Origin of the sequence: Kaistia sp. MMO-174, assembly GCF_037147815.1 — a bacterium.
Taxonomy (GTDB): domain Bacteria; phylum Pseudomonadota; class Alphaproteobacteria; order Rhizobiales; family Kaistiaceae; genus Kaistia; species Kaistia nematophila.
The window spans coordinates 319,837-335,937 of the sequence record NZ_JBBCUO010000006.1; the positions used below are offsets into that span (position 1 = coordinate 319,837).

General features: G+C 69.8%; 14 protein-coding genes. 8 read left to right on the forward strand and 6 right to left on the reverse strand.

The features are described from left to right. The first annotated feature begins 104 nt into the window (after window positions 1-104). The gene (locus WFK98_RS22520) at window positions 105-548 is read left to right on the forward strand and encodes a hypothetical protein (RefSeq protein ID WP_336801858.1); all 444 of its coding nucleotides are present in this window, start codon (window positions 105-107) and stop codon (window positions 546-548) included. 5 nt (window positions 549-553) lie between these two features. After that, the gene (locus tag WFK98_RS22525) at window positions 554-1,156 is read left to right on the forward strand and encodes an OmpA family protein (protein ID WP_336801859.1); all 603 of its coding nucleotides are present in this window, start codon (window positions 554-556) and stop codon (window positions 1,154-1,156) included. Between the two features lie 60 nt (window positions 1,157-1,216). Here WFK98_RS22525 and WFK98_RS22530 read toward each other — a convergent pair whose 3' ends face one another. The 6 genes from WFK98_RS22530 to WFK98_RS22555 form a co-directional block, all read right to left on the reverse strand. Beyond that, window positions 1,217-2,338 carry an alkene reductase gene (locus WFK98_RS22530; RefSeq protein ID WP_336801860.1) on the reverse strand — a complete coding sequence of 374 codons (1,122 nt, stop codon included), beginning with the start codon at window positions 2,336-2,338 and terminating at the stop codon, window positions 1,217-1,219. A gap of 130 nt (window positions 2,339-2,468) precedes the next feature. Then, window positions 2,469-3,632, reverse strand: coding sequence for a sugar ABC transporter substrate-binding protein (locus WFK98_RS22535; protein ID WP_266341090.1), 1,164 nt, complete (start codon window positions 3,630-3,632; stop codon window positions 2,469-2,471). Between the two features lie 41 nt (window positions 3,633-3,673). After that, the gene (locus WFK98_RS22540; protein ID WP_336801861.1) at window positions 3,674-5,440 is read right to left on the reverse strand and encodes a hydantoinase B/oxoprolinase family protein; all 1,767 of its coding nucleotides are present in this window, start codon (window positions 5,438-5,440) and stop codon (window positions 3,674-3,676) included. After that, the gene (locus WFK98_RS22545; RefSeq protein ID WP_336801862.1) at window positions 5,440-7,563 is read right to left on the reverse strand and encodes a hydantoinase/oxoprolinase family protein; all 2,124 of its coding nucleotides are present in this window, start codon (window positions 7,561-7,563) and stop codon (window positions 5,440-5,442) included. The genes WFK98_RS22540 and WFK98_RS22545 overlap by 1 nt, the downstream gene beginning before the upstream one ends. 15 nt (window positions 7,564-7,578) lie before the next feature. Beyond that, window positions 7,579-8,823: an acyl-CoA dehydrogenase family protein gene (locus WFK98_RS22550; protein ID WP_336801863.1), complete on the reverse strand. Its 1,245-nt coding sequence runs from the start codon at window positions 8,821-8,823 to the stop codon at window positions 7,579-7,581. Continuing rightward, entirely contained in the window at window positions 8,798-9,136 is a 339-nt protein-coding gene (locus WFK98_RS22555; RefSeq protein ID WP_336801864.1) for a hypothetical protein, read from the reverse strand. Before WFK98_RS22555 ends, WFK98_RS22550 begins: the two co-directional genes overlap by 26 nt. A gap of 5 nt (window positions 9,137-9,141) precedes the next feature. Between WFK98_RS22555 and maiA the strand changes: the two genes are divergently transcribed. The 6 genes from maiA (at window position 9,142) to WFK98_RS22585 (ending at window position 16,084) form a co-directional block, all read left to right on the forward strand. After that, window positions 9,142-9,825 (forward strand): maleylacetoacetate isomerase, encoded by a 684-nt coding sequence (gene maiA / locus WFK98_RS22560; RefSeq protein WP_336801865.1) that lies wholly within the window; start codon window positions 9,142-9,144, stop codon window positions 9,823-9,825. A gap of 170 nt (window positions 9,826-9,995) precedes the next feature. After that, on the forward strand, window positions 9,996-11,111 hold the full coding sequence (locus WFK98_RS22565; protein WP_336801866.1) for an ABC transporter substrate-binding protein: 1,116 nt from the start codon (window positions 9,996-9,998) through the stop codon (window positions 11,109-11,111). Then, a complete protein-coding gene (locus WFK98_RS22570; protein ID WP_336801867.1) occupies window positions 11,108-12,352 on the forward strand; it encodes an acyl-CoA dehydrogenase family protein in 1,245 nt (414 codons plus the stop codon). The genes WFK98_RS22565 and WFK98_RS22570 overlap by 4 nt, the downstream gene beginning before the upstream one ends. A gap of 18 nt (window positions 12,353-12,370) precedes the next feature. After that, window positions 12,371-13,660 (forward strand): acyl-CoA dehydrogenase family protein, encoded by a 1,290-nt coding sequence (locus WFK98_RS22575; protein WP_336801868.1) that lies wholly within the window; start codon window positions 12,371-12,373, stop codon window positions 13,658-13,660. A 13-nt stretch (window positions 13,661-13,673) separates the two neighbouring features. Continuing rightward, complete coding sequence (locus tag WFK98_RS22580; RefSeq protein WP_336801869.1) at window positions 13,674-14,972, forward strand: acyl-CoA dehydrogenase family protein; 1,299 nt, start codon at window positions 13,674-13,676, stop codon at window positions 14,970-14,972. A gap of 23 nt (window positions 14,973-14,995) precedes the next feature. Next, complete coding sequence (locus tag WFK98_RS22585) at window positions 14,996-16,084, forward strand: ABC transporter substrate-binding protein (protein WP_336801870.1); 1,089 nt, start codon at window positions 14,996-14,998, stop codon at window positions 16,082-16,084. The last annotated feature ends 17 nt before the right edge of the window (window positions 16,085-16,101 follow it).

Below are 16,101 nucleotides of genomic sequence, written 5' to 3' on the forward strand. Positions count from 1 at the left end.
CGCGCCGCCGGTGTCGGATTGTCGCCAGGATCCATGTCAGAGTGGAAATGTCGGCCGCCGCGCGGGCATCTACCCGCACGTCGCGGCGACGGTTTAGCGGGGGAATGGCAACCATGCGTTTTTCAAGTCGAGGGCTGGTTCGCGCCGGGTTCGCGGCCGGGCTCTTGTTGGGCCTGGCCGGCGCGGCATCGGCGCAGACGATCAGCTTTTCAGAAGCGGGGGCTCTGCTCGCCCAGAGTTGCGGCAAGGACATCGAGAAGTACTGTCCCAAGGTCAATCTCGGCGGCGGGGCGCTGAAAGACTGCCTGGCGCAGCGCGCCGACAAGATCAATCCGCAGTGCATCACCGACTACAAGACAGTGGTGGCGTCGCTCGATGCGCGCCTCGCGGCGCAGGCGGCCGTGACCAAGGCCTGTCGCGGCGACGCGACGCAGTTCTGCCAGGGCATGGTGCCGGGTGACGCGCATCTGCTCAGCTGCCTGAACGCGGCCAAGAAGGTTGTCAGCAAGCGCTGCACCGCGGCCATCACCAACGCCGGCTGGAATTGAGCGTCATGTCGAGATCGATCCGGACTGTTTTCGCCCTTTCGCTCGCCCTTGCCGCCATCGGCACGCTGGCTCCCGCCAGCGCGCAGACCTCGCTGACCGGCAGCCAGATCGTCCAGACCATGGGGAGCGCCGCCCGCGCCGCGCCGCCCGGACTGTCGGCGGCGTTGATCCGCCAGGCGGTGCAGCAGCACATGATCGATAATCCTGGCCTGCCGATCACCTGGAAGCCGCTGGAACTGCTGAACAATCTCGCCCAGATCGACGTCCAGATCCAGTTCGCCCTCAATTCGGCGATCATCCGGCCGGAATCCTATTCGACGATCGGCTCGATCGCCGATGCGCTGCATCATCCGATCCTGGGCGGATACAAGTTCGTCGTCACCGGCAACACCGACACCACCGGCAACCGCAAGGACAATCTGGCGCTGAGTCAGGCCCGCGCCGACGCCGTCGTCGAGGCGCTGACGACGACCTTCCATGTCGATCCCGCCCGCGTCGAAGCGGTCGGTCTCGGCGAGGAGGCGCTCGAGGACGTCAAGAACCCGAAGAACCCGATCAACCGGCGCGTCCAGTTGATCAACATCGGCAAGTACCTGCCGGGCAAGTAGCCCCGCGCCAGAACCGCCTGAGTCCAAGACCGGCCGCGCCGAAAGGGCGGCCGGATCCTCTCAGGCGAGCGTCGGATAGTCCGTGTAGCCGCGCTCGTCGCCGATGTAGAAGGTGTCGGGATCGGGCGCATTGTAGACCGGCTCGGCGAGGCGGAAGCGCGCCACCAGGTCGGGATTGGCGATGAACAGCCGCCCGAACGCGATCGCGTCGGCGCGGTCGTCGCGCAGCACGGCGCTGGCCCGCTCCAGGGTGAAATCCTCGGCCAGGATCAGCGCGCCGGAGAACCGCGCGCGCAGCCGCGGCGCGAAGCGCTTTTCGGCCGGAACCGCGTCCGATTCGATCAGATGCACATAGGCGATGCCGCGCGCGTCGAGCGCCTGCGCGACGTGGTCGTAGAGCGCGATCGGGTCGCTGTCGTCGATGCCGTCCTGGGTGAAATGGGGCGAGAGGCGGATGCCGACGCGACCGGCGCCGAAGATGGCGATCGCGGCATCGATCACCTCGAACAGGAAGCGCGCCCTGTTCTCGATCGAGCCGCCATAGCGGTCGTCGCGGCGGTTGGCGCCGTCGCGCAGGAACTGGTCGATCAGGAAGCCGTTCGCCGCGTGGATCTCGACGCCGTCGAAGCCCGCCTCGCGCGAGAGCTCTATGGCGGTGCGGAATTCCTCGACGAGGTCCGGGATCTCGTCGAGCGCGAGCGCCCGCGGCACGGGGAAGGGCTTCGGGCCCTCCGGCGTCGGCACCTGGGCGTCCGAGGCGATGGCCGAGGGGGCGACCGGCGGCAGGCCGCCCGGAATGCGGGTGGGATGCGCCTTGCGGCCGAGATGGAACAATTGCTGGAAGATGCGGCCGCCGGCGGCATGCACGGCGTCGGTGACGGCGCGCCAGGCGCGGGACTGGGCGGCATTGTGCAGGCCCGATCCGCCCGGCCGGCTGACGCTGAGCGGCGAGACATGCACGGCCTCGCTGATGATCAGTCCGGCCGAGGCGCGCTGCGCGTAATAGGTGGCGACCCGGGCGCCGGGCTCGCGCTCGGGCTCCTGCGAGCGGGCGCGGACGAGGGGCGGCATGACGATCCGGTTGGGCAGGGTCAGGTCGCCGAGCTGCAGCGGCGCGAAGAGCGACGCCGCGCCGGTGTCGGCGCCGGGCTTCGGATCGGCGGAGGAGCGGGGGTGGGTCATGCTCGGATTCCTGTTCGGAGGCGGCGCCGCCGCGAGGGGCGGGGCGCGGTCCGGGTGCGCGCCCGGGGGCGCGATGTCGTCGGGGAGGGATCCGCGCCGCGCCGGCGCGGATCCCGGGCCGGAAGGCGCGCTACTGGAGCTTCCACACCGGCTTGAACAGCGCGCCGTAGTCGATGCCGTACCAGTTCAGGTCATTTTCCTTGGAGACGTCGAGGCCCTGGACGTTGTCGTGGGTGAAGATCTTGTAGCCGATCTTGTAGTCGTGGATCGGCTCCTCGCCGGTCAGCACGCGCAGCACGTTGTCGACCACGGCATAGCCGAGCCAGACATTCGGGCCGCCGAGGTCGATCTGCAGCGGCGTGCCGCCCTTCTGCAGGTTCTGCATCTGCGGGATGATGGCGTTGAAGCCGGCCGTCTTCACCTTGGCGCCGGCCGGGCCGAGCTGGGCGAGGCCGGTCTGCGCGAACAGCGCCAGGCTGTCGAAGGGCGGGATGACGTAGTTGATCGAGGGGTCGCGCAGGATGGCGGTGCTCACCGCATTGGCCACGTCCGCCTGTAGGTTCTGGCCATAGCTGGTGGCGATCTCGGTGAACTTCGCGCTGGTGCCGAGGCGGGCGAGTTCGTCCTTGAAGCCCTGCAATTCCCACTGCGAGCTCGGAATGCCCTGGAGATCGACCAAGAGCGCGTGGCCTTCGCCGTTCGAATCCGCCACGAACCAGTCGGCCAGAAGCTTGCCGGCCTCGGGATAATTGTAGGAGATGTCGGCGACGAGCCCTTCGACGCGCGGTTCGGTGTCGGCGCCGAGCGGGTGGCTGACGACGCTGAAGACCGGGATGCCGGCGTCCTTGGCCGCCTTGACCTGCGCCGCATAGGCGAGCGCGGCATGACCGTCGGCCAGCACGATCGCGTCCGCCCCGGCGGTGATCGCCAGGTTGAAGCCGCGCACATGCTCGGGCGCCGACGCGCCGGGATCGAACAGGTTCAGCTTGATGCCGGCGAGCGCGGCCGCTTCCTTGGCGGCGTCGGCCCATTGTTCGGTGATGTTGCTGCTCTGGTCGGCGATCCACCAGATCGTCTTGCCCTTGGCCTTGCTGATGTCGAAGGCCGGCGGAGCCCAGAATTCCGGCGACTTCAGATGCGCCTCGACGATCCCTGCGGCTTCCTTGACGGCGGCCGCCGGGTCGGCATGCGCGGCAAGCGGCGCGGCGGCGATGAGCACGGCGGTCGAGAGGCCGGCGAGCCAATGGCGCGCGTGGCCGAGCCCGCCCGTGAAACGGGGCAAGTGGATGGACATGGAAAACTACCTTTCGTTGGAAATCGGTTCGGGTTCGAAAATCAGGCGGGCACGGCTTCGCGGATGACGCCGGTGGGCCGGCTGCGCTGGCTGGCCGTGGCCTCGGCATCGATCTCGGAAGTGCCGGGCCTCAGGACGACGCCGTAGAGGTCGCGGGCGGCGGCCTCGGAGACGACGCCGTTGCGGACGTCGCCGGCGACCTCCAGCGCGTCGCGACGGAGCGGATCGCCGAAACCGCCGCCGCCGGCGGTGTGGATCTCGACGACGTCGCCGCGATTGAGCTTGACGATCGTGTTGATCAGCACCGGCTCCGCGCGGTCGTCGGCATAGTGGATGCGGGCCCAGCTCGGCCTGGCGGCGGCGCCGCCCCCGAGGCCGAACGGCGCGCTCGCCTCGATGCCGCCCGAGCCGTAGCAGACGACGCGCAGGTCATCCTGGTCGACGCGCCAGAAGGTGACGCTGCCGAGGCCGCCGCGCCATTCGCCCGCGCCGCCGGAATCGATCTCGTATTCGTGGCGGATCACGGTGCAGGGCGCCCCGCGCTCATGGATCTCGACGTCGGCGGCGCGCATGCCACCCATGGTGACCGGCGTGCCGATGCTGTCCCAGCCGTCGAAGCCCGCCGTGGCGCCGGAGCCGCCGCCGGTGAAGGCGAAGGCGGCGAAGGGCTGGCCGGTCCGCTCGCTCCGGCCCGACACGCCGAACGACCAGGAATGGCACCAGCCGGCATTGGAGATCTCCGGCGCGGCCGTGCCGAGGGCGAGCCAGATCGAATCGATGATCGCCTCGCAGGCGGAGAGCGTGCAGAGCGTGGTCGCCGCCGGCTCGACGGCGTGGGCGATCGTGCCCGGCGTCGTCAGCACGCGGATCGGTGCGATCGAGCCGCTGTTGCGGCGGAGCGTCGGATCGACGGCGCCGAAGATGCCGATGAGCGACGAGGCGATGGTGTTGGCCAGCGTCGAGTTGGCATAGCCGACGACTTGCGGATCGGAACGGCGGAAGTCGAGCGTGACTTCGCCGTCCCGCTTGACGAGGTCGAGGCGGAAGGCGACCGGCGCGCGGTGATAGGCGCCGCCGTCGTCGATAAAGCGCTCGGCCGTATAGGTGCCGTCCGGGATCTTGCGGAGCTCCGCCTCCATGTGCTGGCGCGAGGCGAGCAGGAAGTGGTCGATCGCCGCCTGCACTTGGTCTGGCCCGAACGCGTCGAGCAGCGCGCGCACCTCGCGCGCGCCGACCTCGGCCGCGCCGATCTGGCATTCGAAGTCGCTCTGCACCAGCGCGCGCAGGGGGATGTTGAGGAGGATCAGCTCCCAGACGTCCTTCTGCAGCACGCCCTTGTGGTAGATGCGGACCGGCGGGATGCGGAGCGAATCCTCCCAGACGTCGCGGGCATAGGGGTTGTATCCGGCGACGCCGCCGCCGCCGACATCGGCGTTGTGGCCCTTGGTCACGGTCCAGAAGCGCAGTACGCCTTCATGGAAGACCGGCTTCAGGATGCTGACATCCGGCGGATGATTGTTGCCGTGGTAGACGTCGTTCAAGATGAAGACGTCGCCGTCATGGATGTCGCCGGCGAAGCGGTCGGCGATCGCCTGGTAGGCGCTCGGCAGCGAGCCGGCGAGGACGGGGATGTAGTCCTTGGTCGCGACCCACTGGCCGCTGGCGGTGAAGATGCCGGTGACGAAGTCGCGCACCTGGAAGATCAGCGAGCGCGAGGTCAGGAGCATCGTCTCCGCCATCTGGGTGGAGATGGCGATAAGCCGGTTCTCGATCACCGTCGCCAGGATCGGGTCTACGCGGGTGCTCATCAGTGGGGCGCTCCTGTCGCGGATGCGGCCGGGCTGAGCCGGGCGCGGATGGCGTCGAGCGACCGGGAGGCGTCGTGCAGCAGGTAGTCGCCGGTGGCGGCGACGACCAGGCGGAACGCCTCGGGCACGACGATCGTGCTGGTGGGAAGCTCGACCAGGGCGGGGCCATCCACGGCGGCGCCGGGATCGAGCGTCTCGCCGTCGAGGACGGGCACGTCGCGATAGGCGCCGCCGAACCAGGCCGATCGCCGCGAGGGCGCGGTCGTCGCGCCGGAGGGCGCGGCGATCTCCCCCGAGGGCGCGGCCGTCACGGCGCCGCGCGCCAGCAGGCGGATGTTGACGATCTCGACGGCATCGGCCGGCTGCGAATGGCCGAAGCGCTCGTGGTGGCTGCGGTGGAACTGGGCGACGAGCGCGGCTGCGTCGGTGAACGGCACCGCCACCTCGTGCACCTGGCCGATATAGCGCAGATCGGCCGAGCGGATGAAGGAGAGCGCCTCGCGGTCGATGCCCTCGGCGGTGAATTCGCGGATCGCCAGCGCCTCCAGCGCGGCGAACTCGCTTTCGAGGTCGAGGCGCGGATCGTGCGGGTCGGCGATGGCGAGCGTGCGCACGTAATAGCGCGCATAGTCGGAGAGCAGCATGCCGCCGGCGCAGAGCACCGAGGCGTTGCGCGGCACGATGACGAGCGGAATGTCGAGGTCGCGCGCCAGCGCCGCCGCGTGCAGCGGGCCGGCGCCGCCGGCCGCCACGATGGCGAAGCCGCGCGGATCGAGGCCCCTGCGGATCGTCGCCAGGCGCAGGCTGTCGGTCATTTCGGCATTGATGGTGCGATAGATGCCGTCGGCCGCCGTCTCGATGCCGAGGCCGAGACGGGCGCCGACCGCGCCGACGGCCTCGCGGGCCCGGCCGACGTCGAGCGCGACGCTGGCGTTGAACTTGTCGGGGTTCAGGTAGCCGAGGACGAGATTGGCGTCGGTGACGGTGGCCTCCGTGCCGCCGCGGCCATAGCCGGCCGGCCCGGGCGAGGCGCCGGCGCTCTGCGGACCGACGCGCAGCAGCCCGCCCGCCGTGATCCAGGCGATCGAACCGCCGCCGGCGCCGATGGTGCTGATGTCGAGGATGGGCGTCGAGATCGGGTAGCCGTCGATCTCGCCGCCGCTGGAAATCTCCGTGCGGCCGCCGCGCGACAGGCTGACCTCGAAGCTGGTGCCGCCCATGTCGATGGTCATGACGCTGTCGATGCCGAGCGCGGCGGCGCGGCTGGCCGCGGCCGGCGGCGCGCCGGCCGGGCCGGATAGCAGCGTGTTGACCGCGCGCGCCGCCGCGTTGGCGAGGCTCACCACGCCGCCATTCGACTGCATGATGTAGAGCGGGCGATCGAAGGCATCCTCGGCGAGGCGGGCGGAGAGGCGGTCGAGATAGCGCTCCAGCACCGGGCCGACGGCGGCGTTGAGCACGGTGGTGCTGGTGCGTTCGTAGAAGCGGACTTCCGGCGCGACGCGCGACGACAGGCTGATGAAGACGCCCGGCAGCTCGGCCGCGAGGATCTCGCCGGCGCGCCGTTCATGCGCATCGTTGAAGAAGGAGAAGACGAAGCTGACGGCGACGGCGGCGACGCCCTCGGCCCTGAAATAGGCGGCCGCCGCCCGGACCGCCGCCTCGTCGAGGGCGAGCGTCACCGTGCCGTCGCGGTCGAGCCGTTCCGGCACCGCCACCACGAGCGCGCGCGGCACCAGCGGCTTCGGCGGCCTGGCCTTGGAGTTGAACTGGTCCTCGCGATGGCCCTGCCGCGCCAGCAGTATGTCGCGAAAGCCGTCCGTCGTCAGCAGGCCCGTCTTCGCCGTCGCCCCGGTCAAGAGGGCATTGGTGGTGATGGTGGTGCCATGGACGATCGTGTCGACCCGCGCCAGCAGGTCGCGCCGGGAGGCGAGGCCGAGATCGCCGGCGATGAGGTCGAGGCCGGCGAAGAAGCCGTCGGAGGGATCCTGCGGCGTCGAGCTGGTCTTGTAGGTGCGCTCGCGGCCTGTCTCGTCGCGCAGGACGAGGTCGGTGAAGGTGCCGCCGATGTCGATGGCAAGGCGCAGCGGGCGCGTCCGGCCGGTGGGGAAGGGGGCGTTCATGCGGTTTCGGGCGCCTTACGCGTTGGAGGGGCTGGCGGGCGGCGCGGCGGCGACAAGCGCGGCCCTGCCGGCGTTGAGCAGCGCGAAATCGGCCTGCGGCGTGTGGATCCGTCCGGTCAGCGCGTCGCGGTGATGCCGCTCGAGCGGATTGTGGCGGCTGTGGCCGGGATTGCCGGTCAGCTCCAGCGCGGCATTGGTGATCGCGATGGCGTTGCTGGTGACGAGATGCTTGAGCAGCGGCGCGAAGGCCCGGGCCTGGCGCTGCTCGGCCTCCGTGCCGGCGTCGATCGCGGCGGCGACATCGTCGAGCAGGCGGTCGCTCGTCTGGCGCTGCAGCTCGATCTGGCCGACCGCGGTCTGGAAGCGCGGCAGCGTCGCGAGCGGCGCGCCGAGGCCCGACGGCGTGCGGTGGTTCAGATAATGCAGCAGCCAGTCGCGCGCCGCGCGGGCGACGCCGTTATAGAGCGAGGCGACGAGGACGCAGGCCCAGCCCTGGCGGCGGGCGTCGTAGAGCGGCCGCGACGAGGGGCCGTCGGAGACGACGAAATCGGCCGGGATCTCGACATCCTCGAAATGGACGTCATGGCTGCCGGAGGCGCGGAGGCCGATATGGTCCCACGTCGCCTCGACGCGAATGCCGGGCTGGCGGGCGTCGACCAGCACGATGCCGGAGCGCTGGCCCTTTTCGTCGTCGAGCGTGACCGAGAGCAGGATCCAGCGCAGCACCGGGATGCCGGTCGCGTAGATCTTGCGGCCGTCGAGCCGCCAGGAACCCCCGGCGTTTCGGACCGCACGTGTCGTCGGAAGGCCGCCGCGCGCCGGCGTGCCGAGCTCCGGCTCGACGTTGACGGCATTGATCCAGGCGCCTTCGTCGCGCACCGAAGCGAGCACGGCCCGGCGCGCCGCCTCGGGCCAGCCATGATCCTCGCGCGCCAGCTCGGCCAGGAAGAGCAGCTGCCAGACGGTCACCAGCGCGACCGAGGGATCGGCGGCGCCGAGCCGCTCCACCACCTGCCGCGCCCGCGCCAGGTCGAGATTCCAGCCGCCATGCGACTGCGGCGCCGTCAGCCTCGGCACGCCGAGCGCGACCAGCTTCGGGAATGCCTCGGCGGGAAACGTGCCGTCGCGGTCATGCCGGGCCGCACCGTCCGCGAGTTCGCGCAGCAGATGCTCAAACCCGGGTTCGAAGCCCGGCGGCCAATCGGCGCCGTCAGGACGCGGGACCAGGCCAGCGTCACGCGCTGCCGCACCAAAAGCCATGTCGTCTATCCATCTGCGGCGCCCGGAGAGCGGCGCCGTTCCTCATCGAGGCGAAGATAGGGAAGACGTATTCAGGCGCAATTTGAAAGTTTTGTCCCGACAGTTTTGAAAAACTAAACTGTTCCACCGGAATGAAGCGCGTTGTCTTTGTTGCAATCCGGTATTCAAGGGATGAAATGAGCGACAATTGATGATTTTTGCTAAAGTACGACTGCAAGAATACCAATTTGACGGAAAAATCAATTCGCCCTAGCGATCCCATACGGTCGCATTCGGCTTGGTCGGCGGCCTCCCGATCCCCTTTCGTCAGCATGCATCATGAACATCAGCCAAACTCCGGTCGTCCCGTCGAACGCAAGCCATGCCGTTCCGATCGCGCGCGTCTTCGACAATGACCGCTCGTCCGCCGCCTACCGGCTCCGCATCGCGCTGCATCTGAAGCAACTCGACCCGAAGCGGGACCCGGTCGTGATCCATGGCGCGGCCGCCACCCATCGCGAGCCGGTCTATGCCGGCATCAATCCGCAGCGTCTGGTTCCGGCGATCGAGCTCGTCGACGGCACGGTACTAACCCAGACGCTGGCGATCATCGAATATCTGGACGAGCTGGTTCCGGCGCCGCCGCTTCTGCCGAAGGGCGCCGCCGCGCGTGCCGCCGCGCGCTCCGTGGCGCTTGCGGTCGCCTGCGACATCCATCCGTTCGGCACGCCGCGCGTCGGCCTCTATCTCGGCGAGACCGCCGGTCTCGCCGCCGACGCCGTGCGCGACTGGACCCGCCATTGGGTGGGGGAAGGGCTCGACTCGGTCGAGCGCCTCGTCGCCCTCCACCGCAAGGGCCGCTACGCGATCGACGATGCGCCGGGGATCGCCGACATCTTCCTGGCGCCCCAGGCGCTGGTCGCCGAGCGCCTGGGGTTCGACCTCGGGCGGTGGCCGATCCTCGCCGAGGTCGTCGCTTCGCTCCGCCGTCTGCCGGCCTTCAGCGAGACGGCTCCGGCCTGAGGCTGATGCGGCGGCGCCGTCGCGAGGGCTTGTCCGGCGCGCCGGGGCGGCACGGATGATTTTTCCGCTTGTCGCTCGCAACGTGGCAATTCTGATTTTGTCTATCAATTTAATCGTTATTACGTTCGGCCTCACTCAGTCCAACGTCCTGGATGAATTGGTGGCTTGCTTTGTCCGATAGGCAAATCTGGTATACGCGCTGCCCGGTGCCGACCGCGCTCGGTGTCGCGGTGCGGCGCGGGAATCTCGACTTGGCGCTGGCGCATCTCGGTGTCGGCTTCGCCTCGATCCAGCTCTCCGGCGATCGCGTCAAGCAGGCTTCCCACTTCACCCATGTGCTGCCGGATTCGATCCGGCACGGCGGCAATACGCCGGCCATCTTCGCCCGCTCGCAAGGCGCCGATACCCGCGTCGTCGCCCTTTCCTGGACGCCGACCGCGCATCCGATCCTGACCCTGCCGCAGAGCGGCATCCGCTCGGTGCGCGATCTCAAGGGCCGTCGCCTCGCCCTGTCGTCGCGGCCGAACGAGCCGATCGATTTCTGGCGCGCCGCCGCGCTCGCCGCCTATGAAACGGCTCTGGCCAGCGAGGGGCTGACGCTCTCCGACGTCGAACTCGTCGACCTCTCCGTCGCGCGCGCCTATCTCGACGATGGCCGCCTGCTTCCCGGACGCCTCGCCGCCGGCGGCGACCTGCAGCGCGAGGAAGTGTTCGCGCTGATCCGTGGCGAGGTCGACGCGATCTATTCGCAGTCCTCCTTCGCCGCCGAGGTCGTGTCGTTCACCCGCGCGCAGGTGATCTACGACGTCGGCAGCCATCCCGATCCGCTGGCCCGCGCCAACAACGCGCTGCCCGAGGCCTTCACCGTCTCGGCCTCTCTGATCGAGCGGGAGTTCGAGGCCGTCGCGACCATCCTGGCGCATTCGCTCGCCGCCGCCGAATGGGCTGCCGGCCATCACCGCGAGGCGGTGCGCATCGTCGCCTCCGAACAGCGCGTCGCCGAGGAGACCGTCGAGGTCGCCTATGGCGACCAGCTCACCGGCCGGCTCGACATCGACCTGTCGCCGTTCCGCCGCACCGCGCTGGCGCGGCGGAAGGATTTCCTGCTGCGGCACGGCTTCATCAGGGCCGATTTCGATCTCGACGGCTGGATCGATCCGCGTCCGCTCGAGCGCGCGCGGGAGATCGTCGCTTCGTGGCGTGCGGACGGACTGGAGCCCGGCGAACTGCCGGAGCCGCCCTTCGTCGCCACGCCGGAGGCCCGCGAACGGGTGCATCTCGCATGAACCAGCATGTTTCCCCGCCGGCCGGGGCCGGAACCGACGCCTTCGATGCCGCCAGGGTCCTGCCGCCCGCTTCGGTCGATGCGGCGGCGCCCGTCCGGTTCGCACGCGCCTTCGGCGCCCATCTCGCCCGCCAGGCCACGTCGCGCGAGCGCGCCGGTGTCCGGCCGACCGAGGAAGTGGCGATCCTGAAGTCGAGCGGGCTCGTCAACCTCCTGATCCCGGAACGCTTCGGCGGCCTCGGCGCGACCATACCGACGGCGTTGCAGGTGCTGGTCGAGCTCTCGCGCGGCGACGCCTCGATCGGCGCGCTGCTCTGCTATCACTATACGAATTCCGGCGTCGGCCGCCTGTTCGACATCGACGGCGACGCCGAGGCGCTGGAGCGCCGTTCGGCGGCGGAGCGCTGGTTCTGGGGCAATGTCAGCCAGCCCGGCGCGCGCGGCCTGAAGGCGCGTCCGGATGGCGACGGCTTCCGGCTGAACGGCGTCAAGCACTGGAGCACCGGCCCGTCGCTGGCCGACGTCACCACGGTGCTGTCGCACCGCGACGACGTCGCCGAACTGCTCTATGCCTATATCCCGGCCGATCGGCAGGGCCTGCGCTACGAGAACGACTGGGACCATCTCGGGCTCCGCCGCGCCGAGACCGTGACGATCGGTTTCGACAACGTCGAGGTTCGGCCGGAGGAAGTCTTCAAGTCGAGCTACGGGCCGGTGACTTCGTTCCCGCCGCTCTACGTGGCGATCGGCGAGCTCTATTTCGCCAGCGTCTATCTCGGCTCGACCCTTGGCGCACTCGACGCGGCTTCGGCCTATGCGCGCGAACATGGCCGCCCCGCGCCGGGTTCGGGCGTCGAGCGGGCGACGGGGGACCCCTATGTCCTGCATCAGTTCGGCTCGTTCTGGACCGATGCCGAGGCGGGCACCGCCTTCCTGCGCCAGGTCGCCGGGGAGGTCCAGGACGGTTTCGACCGCCGTCGCACGATCACCGCGCCGGAGCGCGCCGCGCTTGGCGTCCGCGCCAGTGCGGTTCGCGCCTTCCTGACCAAGGTCGGCCTCGACGTGACGCCGCGCGTCTACGAGCTGACGGGCGCGCGCGCCTCGCACAATGATCTCGGCTTCGACCGCTTCTGGCGCGACATCCGCATCCACACCCTGCACGACAGCCAGCACTACAAGCTGCGCGCGATCGGCGACTTCGCGCTGAACGGCGAAGCGCACGAGCCGCCGTCCTTCGCCTGATTGCCCGGATCCCCTGCGATGACCATCCAATCCCCCATCAAGATCGCGGCGCGCCCCCTGGTGCCGCCGCGCAATGACGATCACCTGCGGGCGCGCTCGCTGTTCGACCGGCCGCATTCGCCGCTGGAGGCGAAGTGGCTCGCCGTGGCGCGCGAGGTCTCGGCCGAATTCACCGCTGCCGCCGTCGAGGGCTACAAGACGCGCCGCCGCCCGACGGCGGAGATCGAGCGGCTGAAATCCTCCGGCCTCTCGACGCTGCTGATCCCGGAAGCGCAGGGTGGCGGCGGCGGCGACTGGCGCCTCGTCGTCGAGGTGATCCGCGAGATCGCCGCCGGCAACGGCTCGCTCGGCGTGCTGCTGACGCACCATTATTTCGGCATCGAGGGGCTCGGCTCGCTGCCCGAGCCGGCGCGCAGCCGCGCCTATGCCGAGGCCGTCACGACCAAGCCGTTTCGCGGCGTGATCGCCAATCCGCGCGATCCCGAGATCGTCGCGACGCCGATCGGCGGCGGCAAGTTCGCGCTGAACGGCCGCAAGAGCTTCTGCACCGGCGCCGCCTTCGCCGACATCATCGGCGCGCAGGTGCGCCGGGCCGATACGCGGCAATATGTGCTGGCGGTGCTGCGTCCGCCGCTCGAAGGCCTCGTCCATCAGGGTGACTGGGACAGCATCGGCCTGCCGCAGGGCGACAGCGGCTCGTTCACGCTCGACAACGTCATCGTCGACGAGAGCGACCTGCTCGCCTTCGGCCCGGCGCCCGAGGGTGACGAGACGCCCGAACCGAGCCTCGGCCCGCTTGGCGTGCCTTCCGGCAATCTCGCCTTTTCGAACGTCTATCTCGGCACCGCCGTCGGGGCGCTCCGCGCCGCGCGCAGCTACATCCAGAACGAAACCCGGCCCTGGATCCTGTCGCCGGCCGACCGGGCCGCCGACGATCCGCTTGTTATCAACGCCTTCGGCGATCTGTGGCTGCAGCTCGAATCGGCGCTCGCGGTCGCCAATCATGCCGCCGAACGGGTGCAGGCCGCCAAGAACCTGCCGCGCGAGGCACTGACCGAGGAACAGCTCGGCGAGCTTCGGGTGGTGGTGGCGGCGCTCAAGGTCGCCGCGACCCGCGCCAGCGTCGACATCACCTCGAAGATCTTCGAGCTGATGGGCGCGCGCGCGGCCGCCAACAAATACGGCTTCGACCGCTTCTGGCGCGATGCCCGCACCTACACGCTGCACAGCCCGGTCTTCTACAAGGTCCGTGAGCTCGGCGAATGGGGGCTCAACGGCGCCTATCCGCCCGCGACCTTCTACACCTGAGGGGAGGCGGGCCATGAACAGGCATCAGAGCTTCGACCGTCTGCCCGGCTCCTATGACGCGGCCGAGCGACGTGCGCTCGCCGCCGAATATCGCGGCAGCTTCCTGCCGACGCGGCGGTCGCCCGTCCTGGACGATCCGGCGGAGGCGGTGCAGGTCGCCCGCCAGTTCGCCGCCGAGATCACTGAGACCTCGGCCGATCGCGAGATCGAGCCGATCCCGCCTTTGGTCGAGCTGGAGCGCGCCTCGGCGCTCGGCCTGACGAGCCTGTTCGTGCCGCGCTCGCATGGCGGGCCGGAGGCCGGCTACTGGACGCTCGCCCAGGTGATCCGCACCGTCGCCGAGGCCAATCCGAGCGTCGCGCAGATCCTGATCGCGCAGTATTCGCTCGGCGACGTCATCACCGACCAGGGCACGGTCGCGCAGAAGGACCACTTCCTGCCGCTGATCGTTGCGGGCGCCCGCATCGCCAACGCGCTGACCGAGGCGCGGACGAAATCGGCGGCCGATTTCACCACGCGGCTGTCGCGCCGACCCGAGGGCGGCTGGCGGCTCGATGGCGAGAAATTCTATACGACCGGCTCCTATGTCGCGCATTTCTTCCCGGTGCTCGCCACCGACGAGGATGGTGCCGTCGTGTTCGCCTTGGTGGCGCGCGACGCGGTTGGCCTCACCATTCTCGACGACTGGCGCGGCGTCGGCCAGCGCGCGACGGTGAGCGGCACCGCCCGCTTCGACGGCGTGCCGGTCGAGGACATCGCCGTCATCCGGCCGGACGGGCCGTCGCTGCCGCATAGCGGCAATACCTTCGCGCAGCTGCTGCACGCGGCCGTCGATGTCGGCATCGCCGAGGGCGCGCTCGCCGCCGCCGCCGATTTCCTGACGCAGAAGGCGCGCGCCTGGCCGGAGGCAGGCGTCGAGCGTGCCTCGCAGGAGCCGCACACCATCCGCACCTTCGGCGAGCTGAAGGTGCTCGCGCTCGCCGCCGACGCGCTGGTCGAGCGGGCGGCCGGAATTCTCGACCGGCTGCGCCGCACGCCGCGCGATGCGGGGCTGCAGACCGAGGCGGTGCTCGCCGTCGCCGCGGCGCGCGCGGCGGCCGACCATGCCGCGCTCACCGTCTCGAACGAGATCTTCGCGCTCGGCGGTGCCCGCGCCTCGCTCGAGGCCTGGAACCTCGACCGCTTCTGGCGCAACGCCCGCACCCACACCGTCCACGATCCGATCCGCTGGCGCCACCACGCTATCGGCGACTTCCACCTGAACGGCGCCGTGCCGCCGGACAATGCCCGTAGCGCGCGCCGCGGTTCGTGACCGGGGCGAGAGCAGGAGGTTTCATGGCTAAGGAAATCAGGCCGGGCAGAGCGGTCGATACGATCTGGTACACGCGCTGCCCGGTTCCGACCGCGTTCAGCCTGGCGATCCAGTCGGGCGCGCTTGAACGGGAATTCGCCGCCGACGGCATCCGCATAGCCTCGCTGCAGCAGGTGGCCGATCGCAGCGTGCTGCAATCGCACTTCAATCACAGCCTGGAGGACTCGTTCCGCTATGGCGGCAACATCCCGCCGATCTGGGCGCGCTCGGAAGGCGCCGACACCAAGCTGATCGGGCTGGCGCTGATCGACGCGCCGCATGTGGTCCTGACGCTGCCGGAATCGGGCATCCGCACGGTCGCCGATCTCAAGGGCAAGCGGCTCTCCGTGCCGCGCCGCGTCAACGACCAGATCGATTTCTGGCGCGCCGGCGCGATCCGAACCTATGAGGTGGCGCTGGCGAGCGAGGGGCTGAGCCTCGACGATGTCGAGCTCGTCGACGTGCCGATCGCCCAGGGCTACATCGACCCGAATGGCGGTTCCGCGCTGACCGGCTCGATCTTCGCCTCGGCGCGGGGCAGGGGACCGCTCTCGGGCGACCTGTTCGCGCTGGTGGAAGGCCGCGTCGACGCGATCTTCACCGAAAGCTCGTTCGCGACCCACCTCCGCCGCTTCCTCGGCGCGCATGTCGTCTACGACGTCCACAGCCATCCAGATCCGCGCGTCCGGCACAACAACGCCATCCCGCAGGCCTTCACCGTCAGCGCCGCGCTGGTGCGCGACCGGCCGGATCTGGTGGCGCGCGTCGTCGCGCAGGCGATCCTGGCGGCGGAACGGGCGCGACGCGAGCGCGAGCACGTCATCCACGTCACGGCGCTCGAGGCCAATGTGCCGGAGGAGGTCGCCGACGCCACCTATCCGCTGCTCGAACAGCAGCTGGCGACGTCGCTCTCGCCCGAGCTTCGCGACCTGATCCATCTGCGCAAGCAGTTCCTGCTGAGCCACGGCTTCATCCGCACGGATTTCGATCTCGACGACTGGATCGATCCGCAGCCGCTCCGCGATGCGCATGCCCTTCTGGCCGAGCGCGGCCTCCTGCGTTCCGCCGCCTGACCCTTCCCTCCAGCACC

Excerpts from the sequence above, each read along its gene's own strand:
- WFK98_RS22520 (WP_336801858.1), top strand. The coding sequence starts at position 105 with ATGGCAACCATGCGTTTTTCAAGTCGAGGGCTGGTTCGCGCCGGGTTC.
- WFK98_RS22585 (WP_336801870.1), top strand. The coding sequence starts at position 14,996 with ATGGCTAAGGAAATCAGGCCGGGCAGAGCGGTCGATACGATCTGGTAC.
- WFK98_RS22535 (WP_266341090.1), bottom strand. The coding sequence starts at position 3,632 with ATGTCCATCCACTTGCCCCGTTTCACGGGCGGGCTCGGCCACGCGCGC.
- WFK98_RS22530 (WP_336801860.1), bottom strand. The coding sequence starts at position 2,338 with ATGACCCACCCCCGCTCCTCCGCCGATCCGAAGCCCGGCGCCGACACC.
- WFK98_RS22550 (WP_336801863.1), bottom strand. The coding sequence starts at position 8,823 with ATGGCTTTTGGTGCGGCAGCGCGTGACGCTGGCCTGGTCCCGCGTCCT.
- WFK98_RS22555 (WP_336801864.1), bottom strand. The coding sequence starts at position 9,136 with ATGCTGACGAAAGGGGATCGGGAGGCCGCCGACCAAGCCGAATGCGAC.
- WFK98_RS22575 (WP_336801868.1), top strand. The coding sequence starts at position 12,371 with ATGACCATCCAATCCCCCATCAAGATCGCGGCGCGCCCCCTGGTGCCG.
- WFK98_RS22540 (WP_336801861.1), bottom strand. The coding sequence starts at position 5,440 with ATGAGCACCCGCGTAGACCCGATCCTGGCGACGGTGATCGAGAACCGG.
- WFK98_RS22580 (WP_336801869.1), top strand. The coding sequence starts at position 13,674 with ATGAACAGGCATCAGAGCTTCGACCGTCTGCCCGGCTCCTATGACGCG.
- WFK98_RS22525 (WP_336801859.1), top strand. The coding sequence starts at position 554 with ATGTCGAGATCGATCCGGACTGTTTTCGCCCTTTCGCTCGCCCTTGCC.
- WFK98_RS22570 (WP_336801867.1), top strand. The coding sequence starts at position 11,108 with ATGAACCAGCATGTTTCCCCGCCGGCCGGGGCCGGAACCGACGCCTTC.
- maiA (WP_336801865.1), top strand. The coding sequence starts at position 9,142 with ATGAACATCAGCCAAACTCCGGTCGTCCCGTCGAACGCAAGCCATGCC.
- WFK98_RS22545 (WP_336801862.1), bottom strand. The coding sequence starts at position 7,563 with ATGAACGCCCCCTTCCCCACCGGCCGGACGCGCCCGCTGCGCCTTGCC.